At 65.9% G+C, this 22350-nt stretch carries 17 protein-coding genes; 10 read left to right on the top strand and 7 right to left on the bottom strand.

Translation table 11 applies throughout. From position 1 onward, the window contains the following. Positions 1-140: 140 nt before the first annotated feature. From ABNS06_RS15375 to ABNS06_RS15335, 9 genes are all read left to right on the top strand, one after another. Complete coding sequence (locus ABNS06_RS15375; RefSeq protein WP_348675477.1) at positions 141-1907, top strand: acyclic terpene utilization AtuA family protein; 1767 nt, start codon at positions 141-143, stop codon at positions 1905-1907. A 54-nt stretch (positions 1908-1961) separates the two neighbouring features. Next, positions 1962-3557 carry an electron transfer flavoprotein-ubiquinone oxidoreductase gene (locus ABNS06_RS15370; protein ID WP_348675485.1) on the top strand — a complete coding sequence of 532 codons (1596 nt, stop codon included), beginning with the start codon at positions 1962-1964 and terminating at the stop codon, positions 3555-3557. A gap of 77 nt (positions 3558-3634) precedes the next feature. Further along, positions 3635-4381, top strand: a complete 747-nt coding sequence (locus ABNS06_RS15365; RefSeq protein WP_348675476.1) for an electron transfer flavoprotein subunit beta/FixA family protein — start codon at positions 3635-3637, stop codon at positions 4379-4381. Then, positions 4381-5319: an electron transfer flavoprotein subunit alpha/FixB family protein gene (locus ABNS06_RS15360; RefSeq protein ID WP_348675475.1), complete on the top strand. Its 939-nt coding sequence runs from the start codon at positions 4381-4383 to the stop codon at positions 5317-5319. Before ABNS06_RS15365 ends, ABNS06_RS15360 begins: the two co-directional genes overlap by 1 nt. An 85-nt stretch (positions 5320-5404) precedes the next feature. Beyond that, a complete protein-coding gene (locus tag ABNS06_RS15355; protein ID WP_348675474.1) occupies positions 5405-6280 on the top strand; it encodes an SDR family oxidoreductase in 876 nt (291 codons plus the stop codon). A gap of 91 nt (positions 6281-6371) precedes the next feature. Further along, entirely contained in the window at positions 6372-7988 is a 1617-nt protein-coding gene (locus ABNS06_RS15350) for an acyl-CoA carboxylase subunit beta (protein ID WP_348675473.1), read from the top strand. A gap of 110 nt (positions 7989-8098) precedes the next feature. Continuing rightward, positions 8099-9268 carry an acyl-CoA dehydrogenase family protein gene (locus tag ABNS06_RS15345; RefSeq protein WP_348675472.1) on the top strand — a complete coding sequence of 390 codons (1170 nt, stop codon included), beginning with the start codon at positions 8099-8101 and terminating at the stop codon, positions 9266-9268. A 14-nt stretch (positions 9269-9282) separates the two neighbouring features. Beyond that, on the top strand, positions 9283-10101 hold the full coding sequence (locus tag ABNS06_RS15340) for an enoyl-CoA hydratase/isomerase family protein (RefSeq protein WP_348675471.1): 819 nt from the start codon (positions 9283-9285) through the stop codon (positions 10099-10101). Positions 10102-10141: 40 nt separating this feature from the next. Continuing rightward, on the top strand, positions 10142-12136 hold the full coding sequence (locus ABNS06_RS15335; protein WP_348675470.1) for an acetyl-CoA carboxylase biotin carboxylase subunit: 1995 nt from the start codon (positions 10142-10144) through the stop codon (positions 12134-12136). Here ABNS06_RS15335 and ABNS06_RS15330 read toward each other — a convergent pair. Next, entirely contained in the window at positions 12112-13311 is a 1200-nt protein-coding gene (locus ABNS06_RS15330) for an EAL domain-containing protein (RefSeq protein WP_348675469.1), read from the bottom strand. The genes ABNS06_RS15335 and ABNS06_RS15330 overlap by 25 nt on opposite strands. A 147-nt stretch (positions 13312-13458) precedes the next feature. Here ABNS06_RS15330 and ABNS06_RS15325 point away from each other — a divergent pair, with 147 nt between their 5' ends. Next, positions 13459-14004 carry an ECF-type sigma factor gene (locus ABNS06_RS15325; protein ID WP_348675468.1) on the top strand — a complete coding sequence of 182 codons (546 nt, stop codon included), beginning with the start codon at positions 13459-13461 and terminating at the stop codon, positions 14002-14004. 13 nt (positions 14005-14017) lie between these two features. Here the strand turns inward: ABNS06_RS15325 and ABNS06_RS15320 are convergent, their stop codons facing one another. The 6 genes from ABNS06_RS15320 to ABNS06_RS15295 all read right to left on the bottom strand — a co-directional run. Further along, entirely contained in the window at positions 14018-14278 is a 261-nt protein-coding gene (locus ABNS06_RS15320) for a hypothetical protein (protein ID WP_348675467.1), read from the bottom strand. Beyond that, positions 14275-15900 carry a PepSY-associated TM helix domain-containing protein gene (locus ABNS06_RS15315; protein WP_348675466.1) on the bottom strand — a complete coding sequence of 542 codons (1626 nt, stop codon included), beginning with the start codon at positions 15898-15900 and terminating at the stop codon, positions 14275-14277. Before ABNS06_RS15315 ends, ABNS06_RS15320 begins: the two co-directional genes overlap by 4 nt. After that, positions 15897-16217, bottom strand: coding sequence for a hypothetical protein (locus ABNS06_RS15310; RefSeq protein ID WP_348675465.1), 321 nt, complete (start codon positions 16215-16217; stop codon positions 15897-15899). Before ABNS06_RS15310 ends, ABNS06_RS15315 begins: the two co-directional genes overlap by 4 nt. Positions 16218-16264: 47 nt before the next feature. Then, complete coding sequence (locus tag ABNS06_RS15305) at positions 16265-17488, bottom strand: cytochrome c peroxidase (protein WP_348675464.1); 1224 nt, start codon at positions 17486-17488, stop codon at positions 16265-16267. Then, entirely contained in the window at positions 17485-19998 is a 2514-nt protein-coding gene (locus ABNS06_RS15300) for a TonB-dependent receptor plug domain-containing protein (RefSeq protein ID WP_348675463.1), read from the bottom strand. Before ABNS06_RS15300 ends, ABNS06_RS15305 begins: the two co-directional genes overlap by 4 nt. 330 nt (positions 19999-20328) lie before the next feature. Further along, positions 20329-22350, bottom strand: a 2022-nt coding sequence (locus ABNS06_RS15295; RefSeq protein WP_348675462.1) for a hypothetical protein, incomplete at its 5' end; no start/stop codon positions are given.

The following is a 22350-nucleotide window of genomic DNA, read 5'->3' as shown; positions in this document are numbered from 1 at the left end:
GTGGCTGGCCGATGCCGCCGCGAACCGGTCTGGTAATTTTTATTACCCTTGAATTCGATTCGACTGCGCTGGCATGCTGCGCCCGCCTGGTGAAGGAATGAGTGAACGGGCCGGGCGGAAACAAGGAGGCGTCAGGAATCATGGGAAAGACGGTCAGAATTGGGTGTTCATCGGCGTTCTGGGGTGATACGTCCACCGCCGCGGAACAACTCGTCACCAAGGGTAATATCGATTACTTGGTTGCCGATTATCTGGCCGAGATCACCATGTCGATTCTTGCGCTCAAGCGGATGCGGGACCCGGCGGCCGGCTACGCGGACGATTTCGTCGAGGTGCTCACGCCGCTGCTTGGCGCGATCAAGACGCAGGGCATTCGCGTGGCGGTCAACGCCGGTGGCCTGAATCCGGCGGCCTGTTGCGCGGCCTTGCGGGACGCCGCCGAGCAGGCGGGCGTGACGCTGTCGATCGCTCATGTCGGCGGCGATGATCTGCTGCCACGTCAAAAGGAATTCGCCGACTGCCGGGATCTGGACACCGATGCCGCCATGCCGCGCGGACTGGTCACGATGAACGCCTATCTGGGCGCGCTGCCGATTCGCGATGCCTTTCTGCAGGGCGCTGAGATCGTCGTCACTGGCCGCTGCGCGGATTCGGCGCTGGTGCTGGGGCCGCTGATGGCGGAGTTCGGCTGGGGCGAGGACGACTACGATCGCCTGTCCGCCGGCTCGCTGGCCGGTCACATCATCGAATGCGGGGCGCAGTGCACCGGCGGCAATTTCACCGACTGGCGGGATGTGCCGGGCTTCGACGACATGGGTTTCCCCATCGTCGAGGTGCAGGACGACGGGAGCTTCGAGGTCGGCAAGCCAGATGGCACCGGCGGGCTGGTCTCGCCGCTGAGTGTCGGCGAGCAACTGGTTTACGAGATCGGCGATCCCGGTGCCTATGTGCTGCCTGACGTCATCTGTGACTGGACGGACGTGGCGCTCGAGGCCAGCGGGCCGGATCGCGTCCGCGTGTCCGGCGCGCGTGGCCGGGCGCCCACGGGGCATTACAAGGTGTCGGCGACGTACCCGTCCGGATTCCGGACGATGGTCAGCTTCGTCGTCGGTGGCCTGGAGGCGCCGGCGAAGGGGCAGGCCGCCGCGGACGCGATCTTCGCCAAGGTCGGACGGATGCTCGAAGCCGCCGGTCTCGGCGGGTTTCTCCAGACGCATGTCGAGCTGATCGGCGCCGAGGCCATGTACGGCCCGCATGCGCAGGTCGCGCCGCGCGAGGTGACGGTGCGCATGGTGGCGACCCATGCCAATCGCGACGCGCTGAAGCTGTTCGGCCGCGAAGTGGCACAGGCCGCCACCGGGATGGTGCCCGGCATCACCGGCTACTCCGGCCGGCCCAGTGTCACGCCGATCGTGCGCCTGTTCACCACGCTGGTGCCGAAACAGGCGGTGCCGGTCACGGTGCAGGTCGGCGAAGCGGTGTCGGACGTCGCGATTCCCGCGGGCGGGTCTGCATCGGCTTCCCCGACGCTTGACGGACTGGGGCTGGACGCCGTCGACGCGGGGCCGCAGACGGTGCCGCTGATCCGGCTGGCCGTGGCGCGGTCGGGCGACAAGGGTGATCACAGCAACATCGGGGTGATCGCGCGCGCTGCCGAGTATCTGCCGTTCATCGAACAGGCGCTGACCGCTGACGCGGTCAAGGCCTATTTCGGCTATCTGCTGGACGGCGAGGTCAGCCGCTGGGCCATGCCCGGCATTGGCGGATACAACTTCCTGCTGCGCCATTCCCTGGGCGGCGGAGGTATCGCTTCGCTGCGCACGGACCCGCAGGGCAAGTGCCATGCGCAGATGCTTTTGAGTTTTCCGATACCGGTTTCGGCGGAAATTGCACGCCGATTCGACTAAAGTGTTGGCCCCCATCCCACCTGACATCAGGACACAATGACGAACGGGAGCGACATCGAACGCGACGTCATGGAGTACGACGTCGTCATCGTCGGCGCCGGACCGGCCGGTCTGGCCTGCGCCATGAAACTCAAGCAGAGCAATCCGGATCTCGCGGTTTGCGTGCTGGAGAAGGGCAGTTTTGTCGGCGCGCACTCGCTGGCCGGCGCGGTCATCGAGCCGGAGCCGCTGGACGAGCTGGTGCCGGGATGGCGTGATGACCCGCCCGAGATCTGCGTGCCCGCGACCAAGGACGAGTTCCTCAAGCTGAGCGAATCCGGCGCGATGAAGCTGCCGACGCCGCCGCAGATGAACAACCACGGCCACTACATCGTCAGCCTGATGAACATGATGGGCTGGCTGGGCGAGAAGGCCGAGGCGCTGGGCGTGGAAATCTACCCGGGCTTTCCGGCCGCCGAAGCGCTGATCGAAGACGACGTCGTCGTTGGCGTGCGCACCGGTGACATGGGGCTGGCCAAGGACGGGTCGCACAAGGACGGCTACACGCCGGGCATGGACCTGCGGGCCAAGGTCACGGTGCTGGCCGAGGGCGCACGCGGTTCCGTGTCCAAGCAGCTGATCAAGCGCTACAAGCTGGACGACGGCCACGACCCGCAGAACTACAGCATCGGGCTCAAGGAACTGTGGGAAGTGCCGGAAGGCCGCGTCGAGCCCGGCAAGATCGTCCACACCGTGGGCTGGCCGTTGCCGAATGATGTCTACGGCGGCAGCTTCCTCTATCACCTGACCGACAACCGCATCGCGTTGGGTTACGTCGTCGGCCTGGGCTATGACGATCCGCGGCTCAAGCCCTTCGAGATGTTCCAGCAGTGGAAGCATCACCCCACGGTCAAGCCGCTGCTGGAGGATGGCAAGATCCTGTCCGCCGGCGCGCGCGCGATCGTCACCGGTGGCTGGCAGTCGCTGCCGACCACCGAAATGCCGGGTGCCATGCTGATCGGCTGTGGCGCCGGCACGCTGAACGTGCCGAAGATCAAGGGCGTTCACACCGCCATGCGTTCCGGCCTGCTCGCCGCCGAGCATCTCACGGCCAAGCTGGAATCGACCGGGTTCGACGCCAAGCTGCGTGAATCGGTTGTCGGCAAGGAACTGAAGAAGGTCCGCAACATCAAGCCCGGTTTCAAGAAGGGCCTGTGGTTCGGGATGTTCAATGCCGCCTGGGAGACCGCCGTGGCCGGTTTGTCGCCGTGGACGCTCAAGTCCAAGGCCGACTGGTCGCAGACCAAGAAGCTGGCCGAGCTGCCGGCCGAGCCCGGTTTCACGGAGGCGCCGCGCGATCTGGCGCCCAAGGATCGCCTGGCCTCGGTCTACTTCGCGGCCACGGAGCACGACGAGGACCAGCCGATTCACCTCAAGGTGATCGAGCCGGACGTCTGCTTCACCAAATGCGAGGAGGAGTATGCCAATCCCTGCACGCGGTTCTGCCCGGCAGGGGTGTACGAGGTGGTCGAGGAGGCCGGCGCCAAGCGTCTGCAGATCAATTCGGCCAACTGCGTGCACTGCAAGACGTGCGATATTAAGGATCCCTATCAAGTCATCAACTGGGTCACGCCGGAAGGCGGATCCGGGCCTAACTACCAGAACTTGTAGGGCCAAGGGACGGGCCGGCGTGTGGCGTCGGCGCGACACACACACACGGAACACAGAGAACTGTTGAGCCAAACAACATGAAAGTACTTGTGAGCGTGAAGCGCGTTGTGGATTACAACGTGCGAATCCAGGTGAAAGGAGACGGATCCGGCGTGCAGACCGAAGGCGTCAAGCACTCGATGAATCCGTTTGACGAAATCGCGGTCGAGCAGGCCATCCGCATGAAGGAAGCCGGCGCGGCCTCCGAAGTGATTGCCGTGACCATCGGCGACGACAAGGCCGTCGAGACCCTGCGCACGGCGCTGGCCTTCGGCTGCGACAAGGCGATCCACGTCAAGGTGGACGGCCCCGTCGAGCCGCCGACCGCCGCGGCGGTGTTCGCCAAGCTGGCCGAGGCCGAAGGCCCGGACGTGTTCCTGATGGGCAAGCAGGCCATTGACGACGACAGCAACCAGACCGGGCAGATGACCTCCGCCAAGCTGGGCTGGCCGCAGGCGACCTTCGCGTCCACCATCGACTTCGCCGACGGCAAGGCCACCGTGGCCCGCGAAGTCGACGAAGGCCTGGAGACCATCGAGGTGGATCTGCCGGCCGTGATCACGGTCGACCTGCGCCTCAACGAGCCGCGCTATCTCAAGCTGCCGGACATCATGAAGGCCAAGCGCAAGCCGGTGGACACCAAGAGCCTGGACGACCTGGGCGTGACGCCCAAGGCCGGCCTGACCGTGACCAAGACCGCGCCGCCGCCCGAGCGCGAGGCCGGCATCATGGTCAAGACCACCGATGAACTGATTTCCGCTCTGAAAGACAAGGGGCTGCTCTAATGGCTTCCGTACTGCTGATTGCCCAACACCTGGGCGGTGAACTGAACGCATCCACCTCCAAGGCCATGGCTTGCGCCAAGGCCATCGGTGACGTGACCGTCGCCGTCTTCGCCGAATCCGGCCAGGCCGTGGCGGATGCCGCGGCAACGCTGGAAGGCGCGACCAAGGTCGTGCTGGTCGACCGCGCGGAGAACGCCGAACCGGTTGCCGCGCTGCTGGCTCCGCAGATCGTCAAGCTGGCGCAGGACCTGGGCGTGACCCACGTCATCGGTCCGAACACCACCTTCGGCAAGGATCTGATGCCCCGAGTGGCCGCGCTGCTGGACAGCGTCATGGTCACCGACATCATGGCCGTCGAAGGGCCGTATACCTTCCAACGTCCGATCTACGCCGGCAACGCCGTCGTGACCGTCGAGGCGCCGCAGGATGGTGTGCTGGTCGGCTCGGCCCGTACCGCGTCGTTCAAGGCCGTGGGCGAGCAGGGCGCCTGCCCGGTGGAAGCGGTGTCGGTGGATGCCGAGCTGCCGTCGCACACCCGCTTCGTCAAGCGCGAGGGCGCGGGCGGCGACCGTCCGGACCTGCAGTCCGCACCCAAGGTCGTCTCTGGCGGCCGTGGCGTGGGCAGCGAGGAGAACTTCGAGATCATCTACCGCATGGCCGACAAGATCGGCGCCGGCGTGGGCGCCTCCCGCGCCGCGGTGGATTCCGGGTTCTGCCCGAACGACATGCAGGTCGGCCAGACCGGCAAGGTCATCGCCCCCGAGCTGTACATGTGCTTCGGCATTTCCGGTGCGATCCAGCATCTGGCGGGCATCAAGGACGCCGGCTGCATCGTCGCGGTGAACAAGGACGAGGAAGCCTCGATCTTTGAAGTCGCCGACATCGGTCTGGTGGGCGATCTGTTCGAGGTCATCCCCGAGCTCGAATCCAAGCTGTAAGCGCAAGCCGCCGCGGGCGACCAAGCCGGTCGTTCGCGGCGGCAGCCCGATTCGAATTGAATTCTCGTTCACGGAGGAGCGTGCGGTGGGCTATGCCTCGGTCCTGAAACCGGGCCTTTTCGAAGGCCGGACGATCGTCGTCACCGGCGGTGGCTCGGGCATTGGTCGTTGCACCGCGCATGAGCTCGCTGCGCTGGGCGCCCACGTCGTCATCACCGGCCGCACGCAGAGCAAGCTCGACACGGTCGTGGCCGAAATCATCGAGGACGGTGGCGCCGCCAGCGCCCAGGCCTTCGACATCCGCGACGAGGATGCGGTCAAGGCCGCCGTGCAGGCGATTGTCGCCGCGCGCGGTGCGATCCACGGTCTGGTCAACAATGCCGGCGGGCAGTTTCCCAGCCCGGCGATGATGATCAGCAAGAACGGTTTCGACGCCGTGGTCCGCAACAACCTGACCGGCGGCTTTCTGGTTGCCCGCGAGGTGTTGCTGCAATCGATGCGCGATGGCGGCGGCGCCATCGTCAACATCGTCGCCGACATGTGGGGCGGCATGCCCGGCATGGCGCATTCCGGGGCGGCCCGCGCGGGCATGGTCAACCTGACCGAAACGCTGGCGGTGGAATGGGCGCAATTCGGCGTGCGCGTGAACGCCGTCGCGCCCGGCTGGGTGGCCTCCAGCGGCATGGACAGCTACGACCCGTCGTTCTCCAAGCAGGTCATCCCGATGATGTCGCAGCTGGTGCCGCTCAAGCGCATGTCCACCGAGGCGGAGGTCAGCTCGGCGATCTGTTTCCTGCTCTCCGAAGGCGCCGCGTTCATTTCCGGCACCTGCGTGAAGATTGACGGCGCGGCCAGCCTCAACGCGAAGCTGTTTCCGCTGCCGGACCATGACCGATCGAAGCCCTACCAGGGCTTTCACCGTTACCAGCCGCCGAAGGCGGTGTCGGGGACGTCCGGTTAGCCCTACCCGGCGGGGTGGCGAGGCGTCACCCACCAACATCGACCATCCGGGGCGGACCCGGTGAACGAACAACGAGGTATGAGGAGACACCATGCCGGCCATTGAATCGAAGATCAGCCCGGCGTCAGCCGACTTCCAGAAGAATCGCGAGGACATGCTCGCGGAGATCAAGCGCTTCCGTGACGTGGAGGCCAAGGTCCACGCGACGGAGGAGTCCAAGCGCGAGAAATTCCATGGTCGTGGACAGCTGCTGCCGCGCGAGCGCGTGCACTTGCTGCTGGATCGCGGCTCGCCGTTCCTGGAGCTGTCGACGCTTTGCGGTTACAAGCATCACGACGACAAGGACGGCTCGCTCGCCGGCGGAAACTCCATCATCGGCATCGGTTACGTCTCGGGCGTGCGCTGCATGATCTCGGCTTCGAATTCGGCCGTGAAAGGCGGCACGATGACGCCGTTCGGCGTGCAGAAGACGATCCGCATCCAGGACATCGCGCTCAAGCAGAAGCTGCCGGTGATTTCGCTGATCGAATCCGGTGGCGCCAACCTGCTGTACCAGGCCGAGGTGTTCATTCCCGGCGGCAAGACCTTCGCCAATCAGGCGCGCCTGTCCGCGGCCGGCATTCCGCAGGTCACGGTGGTGCATGGTTCGTCCACCGCGGGCGGCGCCTACATGCCTGGTCTGTCCGACCACGTGATCATGGTGCGCAAGAAGGCCAAGGTGTTCCTGGCCGGTCCGCCGCTGCTCAAGGCCGCGACGGGCGAGATTGCTGTTGACGAGGATCTGGGCGGCGCCGAGATGCACTGTCAGGTGGCCGGCACCTCGGAGTTCATCGCCGAGGACGACGCCGACGGTATCCGCCTGGCCCGTGAAGTGGTCGGCAAGCTCGGCTGGAACAGCACCGCGCCGAAGCCGGCCCTCAAGGTCTTCGAGGCGCCGCGGTATGCGCCGGAGGAACTGGTCGGCGTCGTGCCCGCCGACTACCGCCGTCCCTATGATTGCCGTGAAGTCATCGCCCGTGTGGTCGATGGCAGCGAATTTCTCGAATACAAGAACGAATACGACCAGCAGACCATCTGCGGCCGCGCCAGCATCTACGGCCAGCCGGTCGGCATCATCAGCAACAACGGGCCGATCACGACCAAGGGCGCGACCAAGGCCGCGCAGTTCATGCAGCTTTGCGTGCAGACGCAGACGCCGCTGGTCTACCTGATGAACACCACCGGATACATGGTCGGCACCGAGTCGGAGCAGGGCGGCATCGTCAAGCATGGCTCCAAGATGGTGCAGGCCGTGGCCAATTCCGCGGTGCCCCGGATCACCGTCGTCATGGGCGGCAGCTTCGGTGCCGGCAACTACGGCATGTGCGGGCGTGGTTTCGATCCGGATTTCATCTTTGCCTGGCCGAATTCCCGCACCGCCGTCATGGGCGGCGAGCAGGCGGCCAAGGTGATGTCCATCGTCACCGAGGCGAAGATGAAGCAGCAGGGCCGTGAGGTTCCGCAGGAGATGCTCGACGCCATGGAGGCGGACATCATCGGCCGCTTCAACAAGGAAGCCGACGCGCTCGCCGCCACGGCTCGCCTGTTCGACGACGGCCTGATCGACCCGCGCGACACGCGCCGGGTGCTGGGCTTCACGCTGTCGATCTGTCAGGACGCCAAGCTGCGCGAAGTGGCGAAGAACAGCTTCGGCGTCGCCCGGATGTAGGAGGGGCCGTGCTCGTGGTGGCGCGCGCTCGCAACGGCGCGCCACGGACAGGACGGACTCAGGCGCCATCGCCACCAGAGACCAGCGCAGGATCAGAGCGGAGACTAGCCATGCAGCGCACACACGAACACCAGGAAATCTACCGCACGGTCGAGCGTTTCGTGCTGGACGAGATCAACCCGCACGTCGCCGAATGGGAACGCGATGGCGTGTTCCCGGCCCACGAGGTCTTCAAGAAGATGGGCGATCTCGGGATTCTCGGCATCAACAAGCCGGAGGACGTCGGCGGCATGGGGCTGGACTACAGCTACCAGATGGAATTCGCCGAGGCGCTGGGGGTGTGCACCTGCGGCGGCATTCCGATGGCGATCGGCGTGCAGACCGACATGTCGACGCCGGCGCTGGCCCGCTTCGGTTCCGATTTCCTCAAGGACAACTTTCTCAAGCCCGCGGTGGCCGGTGACCATGTCGCAGCCATCGCCGTCAGCGAGCCGGGCGCCGGCTCCGATGTCGCCGGCATCAAGACCACGGCGCGGCGCGAAGGCGACGAGTACGTGATCAGCGGCTCCAAGCAGTGGATCACCAATGGCACCCAGGCGGACTGGGCCTGCACGCTGGTCAACACCGGCGATGCCGATCCGACCAGCCGCCACGGCAACAAGTCGCTGATCGTCGTGCCGCTGGACGCCAAGGGCATCGACCGCCGGACCAAGCTGGACAAGCTGGGCCAGCGCAGTTCCGACACCGCGATCATCTTCTTCGACGAGGTCCGCGTTCCCGCGGCTCACCTGATCGGCGAGGAGGGCAAGGGCTTCGTCTACCAGATGATGCAGTTCCAGGAGGAGCGCCTGTTCCTGTCGGCCAGCATCCTCAAGGCGATGGACCGCGTGCTGGACGACACCATCGACTACACCCGCGGCCGCAAGGCCTTTGGCCAGAGCGTGCTGGACAACCAGTACGTGCAGTTCCGCCTTGCCGAGCTGGCGACCGAGATCGAGGCCGTGCGCGGCCTGATCGACAAGGCCATCGGCGCGCTGATCGCAGGCGAGGACGTCACCCTGCTGGCGTCCATGGCCAAGCTCAAGAGCGCCCGTGTCGCCCGTGAGGTCTGCGACGCGTCGCTGCAATTCTGGGGCGGGCAGGGCTTCATGTGGGAGTCCACGGTGGCCCAGTTCTACCGCGATCTGCGCCTGCACTCGATTGGCGGCGGCGCCGACGAGGTGATGCTGCAGATCATCAGCAAACGTCTCGGACTGGGCGGCAAGCGCAAGTCCGGCTGACCGAAGAGGCCATCATGACGACGCTACCCGAAACACCGAACGCACTGGTCGAGATCAAGGCCGGTGTCCTGCACTTCACCTTCAACCGTCCCGAGGCGCGCAACGCGATGTCGGTCGGCTTGCTGACTGACATCTGCAACATCATCGACGCCATCGCCGACGACCGTGACATCCGCGCCGTGGTGCTGCGCGGTGCCGGCGCCAATTTCTGCGCCGGTGGCGACATCAAGGACATGGCCGCGGCGCGCCAGTCGCCGCGGACGCAGCATTCGGACGCGGTGATCGACTATTCGCGCAGCTTCGGCACCATGCTGCGCAAGGTCAACGCCGCGCCGCAGGCGGTCATCGCGATTCTCGAGGGCGCCGTGCTGGGTGGCGGCTTCGGACTTTGCTGCGTCAGCGACGTGGCCATCGCCGCGCCGGACGCCAAGTTCGGTCTGCCGGAGACGGGTCTCGGCCTGCCGCCGGCGCAGATCGCCCCGTTCGTGGTCGAGCGCATCGGTCTGACCCAGGCGCGTCGGCTGGGCGTCTGCGGCGGTCGTTTCGACGGCGCCGAGGCCCTGCGACTGGGACTGGTGCATTTCGTCGAGCAGGACAGCGATGCGCTGGAGGCACGACTGGACGCCGTGATCGGCCAGATCCGCCGCTGCGCGCCGAATGCCAACGCGGTGACCAAGCAGATCATGCTGGGCGTGGCGCAGGCTGATCCGGACGACCTGCTGGACGATGCCGCGCGCGATTTCGCCGAGTGCCTGCGCAGCGACGAAGGCACGGAAGGCACGATGGCATTTATTGAAAAGCGGCTGCCCAACTGGGCGGTTGTTGACAACTGATTCGCCGGATCACGGCGACAGCGAGAAGACGAGGAGCAACATGGCACGCTTTACCAAGGTATTGGTGGCCAACCGCGGCGAGATTGCCTGCCGCGTGATTGAGGGCGCGCGCGGCGCGGGCTATCGGACGGTGGCGGTTTACTCCGACGCCGATCGCACGGCGCGACACGTGACGCTGGCGGACGAGGCGGTCCGGCTGGGACCGGCTCCGGTGGGCGAGTCCTATCTCGTCATCGACAAGATCATCGACGCGGCGCGCCGCTCGGGCGCTGACGCGATTCATCCCGGCTACGGCTTCCTGGCCGAGAACGCGGACTTCTCGCAGGCCTGTACCGACGCCGGCATCGTGTTCATCGGCCCGTCGCCGGATGCGATCACGCTGATGGGCAACAAGCGCCAGGCCAAGATCAAGATGATCGATGCCGGCGTGCCCTGCGTGCCCGGTTACGAGGGCGGTGATCAGGACGATGCCGTGCTGACCGCCGAGGCGGAGAAGATCGGCGTGCCGATCATGATCAAGGCCGCCGCGGGCGGCGGTGGTCGCGGCATGCGGCTTTGCGACGACCCCGCGAAGCTTGGCGAGATGATCCGTTCGGCTCGCAGCGAGGCGGAGAACGCCTTCGGCAACGGCGAACTGATTCTGGAAAAGGCCGTGGTCGGTGCCCGTCATGTCGAGATCCAGGTGTTCGGTGACCGTCACGGCACCGTCGTGCACCTGGGTGAGCGCGACTGTTCGGTGCAGCGTCGCAACCAGAAGATCGTCGAGGAATCGCCGTCGCCGGTGGTGGATGCCGAGCTGCGTGCGCGGATGGGCGAGGCCGCGGTGGCCGCCGCGCAGTCCATCGCCTACGTGGGCGCCGGTACCGTGGAGTTTCTGCTGGGCGCGGACGGCGAGTTCTACTTCCTGGAGATGAATACCCGGTTGCAGGTCGAGCATCCGGTCACCGAGCTGGTCACCGGTGTCGATCTGGTCGACTGGCAGCTGCGGATCGCCCAGGGCGATCCGATCCCGCTGCAACAGGCGCAGATCACCCAGACCGGTCACGCCATCGAGGTTCGGTTGTGCGCCGAGGACCCGCGCACCGGCTACGTGCCGCAGACCGGGCCGATCCGGGCCTGGGTGATTCCGGAGGGCGAGGGCCTGCGCGTCGATCACGGCCTGCTGTCGGACGGCGAGATCAGCCCGTACTACGATTCCATGGTCGCCAAGATCATCGCCTACGGGCATGACCGGGACTCCGCGCGCAGCCGGCTGCTGCGCGCGCTCGGCAACACCCGATTGCACGGCGTGGTGTCGAACCTGGACCTGCTCAAGGACATCCTCGACGAATCCGATTTCGCCGCCGGGGATTTCAACACCGGCTACATGCCGTCGCATTTCAGCGAGACGACGCTGGCGGAGCGGGTTCCGGCGCCGCTGCACTACGCGTTGGCCGCGCTCGCCATCTACCGGGCGGACGGCGCCGAGCTGCTGCAGCAAGCCGCGCTGCCCAGCGAATTGGCGGACTGGCACAGCGCGCCAGGTGGCACCATCGGCATGACCGTGGCCTGGGGCGAGGAGCGGCATGCGCTGACGCTGGTCCACGATTCGGCGCGGCATTACACCGTGACCCTGGACGGCGAAACGCATGAGTTCCTGGTCGAGGGTTCAGGCCCCGGCTACACCCGCCTGCAAATGGATGGCGTCGCGGCGCGCATCGACTACACACGCTCCGGTGACGAGCTGTGGCTGACCGCGCTGGACCGGACGTTCTGTTTCCGTGATGTCACCCTGGAGCCCGCGCAGGCGGCGGCGCCGGGCGCCGACGGCCGCATCCTGGCGACCAGCGACGGTCGTCTGCTGGAAGTGCGGGTTGCCGCCGGCGACACCGTGGAAGCCGGCCAGACCGTCGCAGTGCTGGAAGCCATGAAGATGGAATTCCAGCTCACGACCCCGGTTCCGGGTACGGTGGAATCCGTCGAGGCAGCCGGTGGCGACCAGGTCGCCAACCGTCAGTTGCTGGTGAAGATTCAGCCGGCCAGCGACGAGGGCTGATCGGCCACGCCGTCGATGACCAGCCCGTCCTCGGGCGTCACCTCCAGCGACGAACGCACCGAGCGGATGCCGGCACCGTCGCCGGCGAGCGGGCTCTTGCGGTGAATAGTCTGGATACCGGCGCGCCGGGCTCGGTCCACCTGCTCGTCGGTTTGCAGGTCCTGCGCGATCAGCGTCAGCTCGGCCCGGTCGGCGATGGCCACCAGCGCATGCAGCATCTGTTCAGCGTGGTCGGCGTCGCGCAGCATGTTCGGATCGATCAGCACCTCGCTGATCGGCAGATCCACCAGCCGCTGGATGGGCCCCAGCCGCGATCCGAAGTGGCGGATCGCCAGGCGTACACCACCCTGGACGCATCGGCTCAGGCGTTCGGCGATGAGCGACCCGGGTTCGGGCAGGTCGGCCTCGTGCAGTTCCAGCATCAGCGCTTCGGGCGCGATGCAGGCGTTGGAGATGGCGCCGAACACATCATCGACCAGCCCGTCGCCCATCAGTTGATGCTCGCTGAGAGCGACGGCGACCGATGAGACACCGGTCCGGCGCCGCAGCGCCGCGAGGTCGGCGGTGGCACGCAGCAGATACCAGCTCGTGACCTCGGCCAGCGTGTGGCCCGCGGGTTCCGTCTTCAGCAGCTCCGCGGCGGGCGCGCGTCCGTCGCCGGTGTTGAACCAGGTGACGGTGGCACGTACTTGCTCGGTGGCGCCGCCATCGATGCTGATCACCGGTTCGTACAGCAGCTGCAAGGCGCCAGCGGTCACGGCATCGTCAAAGCTGGAAGCGATGCCTTCGGGCGTTTGCGGAAGTCCCGGCAGCGTGTAGCCACGGGCGGCGCGGTCATTGGCGCGAATGCGTTCGAGCAGGGCGTCGATCAGGGTGTGGACGATCGGATGGACGCCTTCCAGGTGGTTGGTCAGATCTTCGGCCGTGACGACGCGGACGGTGCACTCGGTCAGCGCGGTGACCGTGGCCGTGCGGCCTTCGCCGTCGATCAGCGAGAGTTCGCCCACCATTTGTCCGTCGCCCAGGCGCGCGAGCAACGTCCTGCCGGTGTCCGTTTCCCGCCAGACTCCGACTTCACCACGTTCGATGATGTAAGCGTCGGAACCGTGTTCCGATGTGCTGATCAACACGTCGCCCGGCCGAAAGCGGCGACGCGTGGCTGGCGATTGCGCCATCCCGTTGACTCCCTGTCCTGCCCAGCCCGCAGCGTGTGAATCGGGAAAATTTGCGAATTCCGTTCGAAATTCGATTTTTCGACTTCACACGTGAAAGATGAAACGTTAGCGTAACGGGTAGGCGAGAAACGTGACCCGGGACACAGGGTGGAGAAAAACACCGGAGAATTGACGGCGGCGGGGACCGACAAGCTTTATTCGGCCCTGTACGAGCAGCTGCGACTGGAGGCGCGCAGGCAGCGGCGGCGCGTGGGCGGCGGTGTGGACACCACCGCCCTGGTCAACGAGAGCTATCTCAAATTGATGCGCTCGGACCTTTGGCAGTCCCGACAACATTTCTTGAGAACCGCGGCCGCGGCGATGCGTCAGGTGCTGGTCGACGATGCGCGAACACGTCTGGCGGAAAAGCGGGGTTCCGGTGAGATTCCGATGTCGCTGGACAAGACCGGCATGTCGGACATTGTTCCCGGCAGTCACGACGATCCGAATATCACGTTGGGCATCGATACCGCGCTCAATCGGCTGGCCAGTCACAACGAGCGGCTGGCGCGGGTCGTCGAATGCCGCTATTTCGCCGGTTACTCCGAGCAGGAAACCGCCGAGATCCTGGAGGTCAACGAACGCACCGTGCGGCGCGACTGGACCAAGGCCCGCGCGTTCCTGTTCGCCGAACTGAGCAGCGACGCGGATTGAACCAGATCGGCGCTCAGCGCCGCGGCGCGAACCCTTCGGACACGGCCCAGCCGAGCGTGGTCACGGCGCCCAGCCAGATCAGCACCGCCGCGGCACTGTGAAATGCCAGCGCGAGGCCGGGGACCAGCACACCAAACGCCAACAGCCCCCTCGCGCGCCCTGAAAGCGGCGTCTGCATTCGCTGGCCGCTGGCCCGCAGTCGCTTGGGGTCGCGCCAGGCAAGCCAGGCCAGGGGCAGGGCGCTGAGGGCCGCCGCGATCAGCGCGACGCTCATGCAGTGGCCTCCCGCGCGGCTGCCGAAGCCCGGCCGGTCTCGACGGCCGAGGTGCCCGCGCCGTAACGCCAGAGGCCCAAGCAGATGATGCCGCCGGCGATGATGACGATGTCACCGGCGACCACGGTCGTCAGTCCGCCGGACCAGGCTTCCACCCAGCCCGGGCCACCCGCGAGCAGGCGTGTCAGCGGCACGCCAAGCAGGGTGAAGCCCGTGGTGGCCACCAGGATGGCGCGAACCTGCGCGACGCTGCGAGCGACCATCGCGATCGCCAGTGCCGCCAGCGCGGCGAGACCGAAAGCGGTCCACTGCGCGGCCTCGATTGCCCAGCCGAACCAGCGGCCGGCGAAGGTGCCGTAGGGCGTTAGCGCCATTGCCAGTGGCAGGCCGTAGCCAACCCAGTGGACGAGCCGGCTCATGCGTTGCCAGGCGCGCTGCTCGGCGCGACGGTTGGTCCACAGCAACATGCCGGTGAGTGCCACATAGGCGCCGGCGAAACCCAGCGCGAACCAGACCGCCTTGGAGATCACGCCGGAGAAGTTGCCGAAGTGCAGCGGCCCCATCAGCGCCGCGACGGTGTTGCCCGCGGACGGCTGCTGGCCGACGAGTATCGGCTTGTCGTAGAGGAATTCCCCGGTGACGCCCGAGTAAACCGGCGATCGGCCGGTCAGACTGCCTTCGACGGCCGGCGTGAACACCACCAGTTGCGAGTCCGCGCGGCCGTAGAACCGTCCGGCGACGAAATTCGGGCGGGCGCCCGTTCGTGCCTGGGCGTCGGCGATCACGGCGTCGAAATCGGCCACCTGGGCGGGAGTGTCGTCCGTCGCCGGTGGCTCGCCGAAGACCTCCGCGATCGCGCGTTCCTGGTCACCGCCGAACACGACCATGGCCATGGCCGGCAGCCCCAGGCTGGTCGCGAAACTGAAGAAGCTGCCCGTGAACGCGAGTACAAAGGCGAACGGCAGCGTCCAGGTGCCGGCAATCACGTGGGCGTCACGCGAGCGCAGCAGCGCCTCCTTGTTGCGCCGGATGGTGAACAGCTCCCTGATCAGGTGCCGGTGGACCACGAAGCCGGTCATCGCGGCGACCATCATGATCAGTCCGAGCACGCCGGTGACGAACAGACCCCAGGGATTGGGGATGTGCAGGCGCACGTGCAGATCGACAAAAAAGTCCGCCAGCGCATCGGTGGTGCGACGCGCGGCATCCAGCAGCGCCTCCGGGCCCTCGGTCCGGTTGAGCACCGTCAGCGTGTTCGGGTCGATCTCGTAGAGCACGCCGTAATGTTCCTCGGCGCCGGGATGCCCATCCTCGTCCTCGCTTTCGAGATGTCCTTCGAACTGGAGCATCAGGCGGCCGCCGCCGGAGGTGTACAGAAAGAAGGTCTCCCGGTGGGCCGGGTCGACGTCGGCGCCCAGTTCATGCACCAGCGGCGTGATGTTCGCCGGCAGGCTGTCGGTGGCCGGTTCGTCCAGCGGGTTGGACCAGTTGCCGATCTCGGTGGAGAACACCGCGATGGTTCCGGTGCAGATCACCGCGTACAGCAGCAGTCCGAGCAGAATGCCCGACCAGCCGTGAATCGCCAGCAGCTCCTTGGTGCGTTCCTGCGACAGCTTGATCATGCGCCTGCTCCGGCCAGGTGTCGGGCGATGAGGCCGCCGTGCACCGCGAGCAGCAGCATGACCACGCCATATGCGCGGAGCAGACGTCGGTCCAGCAGCGAATAGAGAAACAGCAGCGCCCAGATCAGCGGAAACAGCACGACGGGGAACACCATGTTGTCGATGCCCGCGGCACCCTTGGGCAGATAAAGCGCCGCGCCGGCCATCAGGATCCAGCTTGCGATGAAGGCGAGCGGTCCGGCGAGCACGCCGCGCATCCAGGCGCGCAGGCGCGGTTTCCCCGGTGCGGTCGATGTATCGACGGTGGTGGTCGTCATGACGGCTTCCCCAAGATGACGCGGTTCGTTCGTGAGAATGCGAACAATTATCGCCTTATCTCACTGTCCGCGTCATGTGCGCCGGCTTCGCGGTCCTGCTCCGCCTGCTCGCGCAGGTCGGCGACGAAGCGCATGGACAGCCGGTTCTGGCGGGCCGAGATCGCGTGCAGAAACGCTTCCATGTCGTCGATCTGCTCGGTGCTCAGGTCCAGCGGTTGCAGCAGGGGAGAGGTCTTCGGGAACAGCGGATCGTCCGCGTGTTTCTCGCCGCGCTTGGGATGAGCGCCGCCCTTGTTGTAGAACAGCAGCACGTTGCGCAGCCGCGGGATCATGCCGTTGTGCATGTACGGGGCGGTGAACGCGACATCGCGCAGCGGCGAGGTGCGAAACGTGCCGACATCCTCGGGTTTGCCGGTCACGTTGTAGCGGCCGAGGTCCTGCAAGGGCCGGCCGTAGAAGTTCAGCCCCAGGTTGTGGAACTGCTGGTCGGTGAACAACGGCCCGCTGTGGCAGTTCATGCAGCGACCCTGTGTGCGGAACCAGTGCAGGCCGCGAATCTCCTGATCGCTGAGCGCGTCATGCTTCCCCTCGATGAAGGCATCGAAGCGCGAGCTGCGGCTGATCAGCCGGCGTTCGAAGTCGGCGATGGCGCTGACGATTCTGGGGTAGGTGACCTCGGGATCGCCGAAGGCGGCCTCGAACTGCGTGGCGTAGCTCTCGCGCGCGGCGATGCGCTGGACGGCGCCGGCCGGCGTGTGATGCATCTCGATATCGCTGGCCAGCGGTATCGACACCTGCGCCTCCAGGCTGCCGGCACGGCCATCGCGAAACAGCCGGTCCATGAACGCGGCGTTGATCAGGCTTTGTGTATTGCGCGTCCCGGGCGCGCGCAAATGGCCGAACGGCAGCTGGCGCCCATCCGTCCAGCCGTGCTCGGGATCGTGGCAGGACGCGCAGGCGATCTGACCACTGCTGGACATCCTGGGGTCGAAGAACAGCTGGCGCCCCAGATGGGTCAGCGGCGTCCAGTCACGGCCGGCGGGTGGCTCCGGCAGCGGACCCAGCGGCTGCCAGTCGATGCCCTCGTCCACGGTCGGTGCGGGCCACTGGTCGACCGGCACCCGGTACAGCGCGGCGATCGGGTCGTCGTCGGCCGGCATCGGGTCCGACGCCGATGGCGAATGTTGGCTCCAGTACATGCCGCCGACAAAGGCCAGCGTCAGACCGGACAACACCGCGAAGGTCGCGAGCCACAGTCGGCGCGTTCTCATGACGTGCCTCCGCCGTAGCGATAGCGCAGCAACAGCCAGGCGCCGATGCCGGCTTCGTAGGCGTCCGCGCCGGATGCCGTGTAAGTCCGCGCGTTGAACAGGTTGTCGATGATTGCCTCGAACTCGATGAACTGCGATGCGGTGACCGGCTGTCGGTAGCGCAGCTTGGCGTCGAATAGCGTGTTCGGTCGGCGCGTGATCACGCCGTAGATGGGTAGTTCCTCAAGACGTTGTTCGCAGGCAGGGCAGCGCTGCACGGCCTTGTCGATGCTGCGTCCGGTGTCCTCGACATTGCGATATTCGCCGCGATAACGCCCGGTCAGGCTCACATCCAGCCGCGGCCCGATGCGAGCATTCAGGGTCAGATTGACCACGACGGGCCTGGCGAAGTCGGTTGCCAGGGTGTTCACGCGGCCGAGCGGAACGACGGTGTCGTTGTAGTACACCAGCGTGTCCTCGAATTCGGAGGCCGAGCGCGTGTCGTAGCCGTCGTTGCTGCGTTCGGTTTCCGACCAGGTCACGTTCGCGGACAGATTCACGGTGGGCAGCAGGTTCCGGGAGATCGCGAACACGATGCCCTGATACCGGCCTTCGCCCGCGTTGTTGGGCGTCAGCGTGATCAGGCCGGTGTCCGGGTCTTCGGGGGATTCGTCCTGAGCGAACTCGTCGCGGTACCAGCGTCGCGTCAGACGGAGGCCGGCATTGAACCCCCAAAGGTCCAGCGACAGTCCGCCCGAGAGTTCGTCCGAATACGGGGTGGACAACGAATCCGCCGAGCCCGTGTACAGGAAGCGCCCGGCGCCCGCGCTGGTCAGCCAGTTGTTGTCCACCAGCTTCACCGGGGAGCCGTTGATGTTGGCGCCGGTTGCCTCGCGATACTGGGAAAAGAACGGCGCGCGCGCCTCGCGCAGCTTGTAGGTCAGCAGTGCCTGGCTGTAGTAGCGGTTGGCGCCGGCATGCAGGCCGAGGAAATCCCAGGGTGTAGCGGTGAACAGCAGACGTGGCGCGAGGTTCCAGTTCCGCTGGTAGTCGTCCACATCCAGGCGCAGACCGAGGCGGGTGCTCCAGTGCTCGCGCTCATAGCGCCAGCTCGCATGGGTTGCCGCCTGGGTGAGCGCCACATCGACGTCATCGGTGGGATAGACGGATCGCGAGTAAAGCGCCTGATTGCCCGAGATGCAGGCCGGGACGTTGTCGCCGACACAGCGAATCCGGCTGTCGACCTCGCCGGTGGAATAGACGTAAGCGTCTTCATCACGCGTGAAACCCGCGGCCACCCGCTCGACGGACAGACCCGTTTCCATCCGCCCTCCGAACAGTCCGGTGTCCAGTGACAGTTCCAGCCGCGTGTTCTGCTGGGTCTTGTCGATATCGCCAAAACCGCCTTCACGACTGTGCAGGCTGTAGACCGCCTCGCCCCAGTCCGGTCCGTTGCTCGACGTGAGCCAGTTGATGAACGACTGCCGCGCCATGCGATTGGTTTCCGATTGCGCGTGGCTCAGCGCCACGTCCACCGTGCCCCAGGTGGTGATCCGCGAGCCTTCCAGCAGTAGCGAACCACCACCGCCGGTGGTCGTGAAGTCGCTGTTCAGGGCATCGATGATGAACTGGTCGGAGGTGTAGGGCGTGTAGGTCGCGGTCGCCGCCAGATCGGTGCGGCCGAGTTGCAGCCGGGTCTTGGCGAGCAGATTCGCGTTTTCGCGGTGCTGTTCCCGGAATTCGGCCAGCGTCAGGGTGGGGATGTCCGAGGTCAGTCGCGTGGCCGAGAACAGCAGGCCGGCATGCTCGCCGATCGGCTGATCGAAGCTGGCGCCCATGCGCAGCTTGCGATACCGCGGCGCGTCCTCGATTTCGATATCCACCGGATTCTCGTCGTCCGGTGGGGGTGGCTGGATCACTTTCAGGTTGACCAACTCATCGCCGGTACCGCTGATGAACGCGCTGGCACCGCGCCGGAAGCCTGGCGATCTCGTCTCGGCGAGCACGGCACCACCGGTGAACCCGCCGACACTGGCTGGTGCGTTGCTGTCATAAACCGCCAGCGACTCGATGATGTCGGTGTCGAAGAACTGGCTCTGGGCGAAGCCGGGCACATCGTTCACGGAGGAGGTCGGAGCGTCACTGGCCGGGTCGAGCGCGCTGTTGGTGGAAATGCCGTCGACCGAGAAACGGTTCTCGTAGAAGCGGCCCCCGGCGATGCTCACCCTGGCGGCGGTGATTTCGCCGAGGTTGTCCGCGTCGCTCAAGTTCTCGTCGAATTGCACGTTCGGCAGGTTGCGCAGCAGGCGGTTGAGATCGCCGTTGCCGTCCTGCATGCGCAGGATGTCCTCGCGGGTGAGGTGAACCTCGCCGATGTGGTCGATGCTTGCGGTGCCACGGACCTCGACCGGAGGCAGGTCCAGCGTCGGTGATTGCGTCGGGTCGGTCGTGCCGGTGTTGTGTTTGGACGGCTCGCGATCATCGATGTCGTCGCCGGAGCTGTCCGGTGACGCGCTGATGACGGGGGCCAAATAAAAGAGGGCGGCAACCCCGAGGGTTGCCGCCGCAATGCGGTGCGCCATGGAGAAGGAGACTAGGGCCTGTTCACACTAAAACGCGCCGCTGCGCCGGAGACCATTTTTCCGCAAGACCAGGCGCGGTGAGCGCTCTGTGGTTGCGCCACAGAAGCGAGCCGCAACGCAGGATTGAGGAAAATGGGCCCGGCCCTCCGGGTTGCGTCCCAGAGGCGGTCAGTCAGCGTTACTCGTCGTTTATTTGGAATCACCAAACATCGCTCCTCGCGCCTTGCCTGACCGCCTCTGGGACGGCAACGCAGTGGCGCGCTTCAGTGTGAACAGGCCCTATACGTTCGCCGGATCGAGCGGGGTGCGATCCGTGGCATCACCGGTTCCGTCGCCATCGCTGTCGTCATCCAGCATCAGGCCGGATTCGGTCACGGTGGCCTCGTCCGCGAGGGGCGAGAAGAAGTTCGGCAGCCCGTCGTTGTCCGTGTCGATGCGGGCGAACGGCGCTGCCGTGGTCTGGAAGTCGATCGGGACGGCCCCATCCGTGACCCGCACCGGGAAGTCGGAGACCGTCGAGTACGGGTTGGCCCGCAGCAACGCCTGTGCGGCATTGACGGCCTTGTCGTTGCGATCCGGGGCGTTTTCGATGCGTGCGAGCACATCGGCGACGTCGTCCTGCTTGCCCAGCACGGCCACGACGAACCCGTAGTCGCTGACGCGGTCATCGGCGTTGGCGATTGTGTCGGTCACGCTCGCCGCTGCCAGCAGCGTTTCACGGGCGCGGTTGATTGCAGTCGCCAGATGGGCGTTGTAGGTCGTCGCGTCGCCACCGTCGCGAATGGCCTGCCATTGCAGCGCGCGCAGATGGTAGCTCGCGTCCACCAGATCACTGCCGAGGTCAATCAGGTAGTCCGCCTGGACCCGGCGTGCCTCGGCCAGTTCCTCGTCCGGAACACCATCGCAGCAGAGATCATCGACCCGTGCGCGGACGGCTTCGGCCGCGTCGAACAACTCACCTTCGCCGTAGCGGCTGAGGTCGCGTTGCGCCCGGTTCAGTTCCCGCATCAAGGTGATGGCGTCATCCGGCGTGCTGATTGAATCCAGCACACTGCGGGCGGAGGCGAGGCGGGCATCAGCCGTCGCATCGTCACCGGAATAGGAGTACTGGCGGCCCATTTCGATCAGGGCCTCGGCGCGCAGGGCAGGTGTGCCGCTGACCTGATCGTCGACCACGGTATCCAGCGCAGCCAGCACCGCGAATGCTTCATCCGAGTAGCCGGCCTTCGCGTAAAGGTCCACGATGCGCAGTGCCGAGAGGTTGAGGTACACCTCGTATGCGGCGCCATCGTCTTGTGATGCCGCATAGTCCTGGTATGCGTCGGACTGGTAGTAGTCCCAGGCGGCATCAATGGCGATTTTTGCCTGCGTGTAGTCACCCCGATCAACCAGCACGCCGCCAAGCCCACGGGTGTTCGATTGGGTGTATACCAAGTTGAACATGATGTCCCGAGGTGCCCGGCTGCCGGTGGTCTGCGTCAGGATGATGTCGACGGCTTCCTCGATGTTTCCGGCATCGCGCTCGACATCGGCCAGCGCCAGTGCCATGGCGGCTTCAGCCTCTTCCTTCCAGTCAGCGTCGAGCATGTTGTCGATGTAGTCCTGTGCCCGTTCTGTTTCACCGATGCTGGTCAGGATTTCGACGATGTCATCGCCATAGGTTTCGAGGCGGCATTTGGCGTAGTTCGTCGGTTGCAGCAGAGCGAGGTCGTCTTCCAGGACGGCGACGACGTCGGCATTCAGGCCCAGTTGGCGGTAGAGGTCTGCGGCATCCAGCATGTAGATGCCGCGCAGGAGGTAGTGGGCCTCGTTGCCGGATTCCTGATGCTCGCTGCAGGCTGATCCGCTGTGTTGAGCGGCGTTGGCATCGCGCACCGCCGCAGCGACCTGGTCGACGGCCTGCTCCGCGCCCCCGTTCAACCCTGCGTCATTCAAACCGGCGGCCAGCGCCCGCTCGACCAGGTCTTCCGCATAACGTCGGAGGCTGAGAACCGCACGGGCGTATGCAGAGGTGTATTCCCCGCCGCCGACGATGTCGATGAATTCATCGATAACCGCGGAGGCTTCGGCGATACTCTCGTCATCGCCGATGGCGATGAATCCCTGGTCCGGTGAGCCGATCAGCGTTTGCAGGCCAGCCAGATCGTCGCCATCCAGGTTTGCGACACCCTTGGTTTCCACAATGTCCAGACGCAAGGCCAGCGCCGCCCGATAGGCATCCCGAGCATCGGCGAGATCGCTGCCCGGAAGGTCGAGGATTCGGTCACCGATCTGCTCATAGGCATCCGCCTGCTTTGCGGT

This window comes from uncultured Abyssibacter sp., assembly GCF_964000955.1.
Taxonomy (GTDB): domain Bacteria; phylum Pseudomonadota; class Gammaproteobacteria; order Nevskiales; family OUC007; genus Abyssibacter.
Note: the sequence above shows the minus strand (reverse complement) of the source record. Positions and strands in the feature narration are given on the sequence as shown.

Bases quoted from the DNA above. Each gene is read 5' to 3' on its own strand.
- ABNS06_RS15350 (WP_348675473.1), top strand. From the start codon at position 6,372: ATGCCGGCCATTGAATCGAAGATCAGCCCGGCGTCAGCCGACTTCCAG.
- ABNS06_RS15345 (WP_348675472.1), top strand. From the start codon at position 8,099: ATGCAGCGCACACACGAACACCAGGAAATCTACCGCACGGTCGAGCGT.
- ABNS06_RS15320 (WP_348675467.1), bottom strand. From the start codon at position 14,278: ATGAGCGTCGCGCTGATCGCGGCGGCCCTCAGCGCCCTGCCCCTGGCC.
- ABNS06_RS15330 (WP_348675469.1), bottom strand. From the start codon at position 13,311: ATGGCGCAATCGCCAGCCACGCGTCGCCGCTTTCGGCCGGGCGACGTG.
- ABNS06_RS15365 (WP_348675476.1), top strand. From the start codon at position 3,635: ATGAAAGTACTTGTGAGCGTGAAGCGCGTTGTGGATTACAACGTGCGA.
- ABNS06_RS15310 (WP_348675465.1), bottom strand. From the start codon at position 16,217: ATGACGACCACCACCGTCGATACATCGACCGCACCGGGGAAACCGCGC.
- ABNS06_RS15360 (WP_348675475.1), top strand. From the start codon at position 4,381: ATGGCTTCCGTACTGCTGATTGCCCAACACCTGGGCGGTGAACTGAAC.
- ABNS06_RS15340 (WP_348675471.1), top strand. From the start codon at position 9,283: ATGACGACGCTACCCGAAACACCGAACGCACTGGTCGAGATCAAGGCC.
- ABNS06_RS15315 (WP_348675466.1), bottom strand. From the start codon at position 15,900: ATGATCAAGCTGTCGCAGGAACGCACCAAGGAGCTGCTGGCGATTCAC.
- ABNS06_RS15305 (WP_348675464.1), bottom strand. From the start codon at position 17,488: ATGAGAACGCGCCGACTGTGGCTCGCGACCTTCGCGGTGTTGTCCGGT.
- ABNS06_RS15375 (WP_348675477.1), top strand. From the start codon at position 141: ATGGGAAAGACGGTCAGAATTGGGTGTTCATCGGCGTTCTGGGGTGAT.
- ABNS06_RS15335 (WP_348675470.1), top strand. From the start codon at position 10,142: ATGGCACGCTTTACCAAGGTATTGGTGGCCAACCGCGGCGAGATTGCC.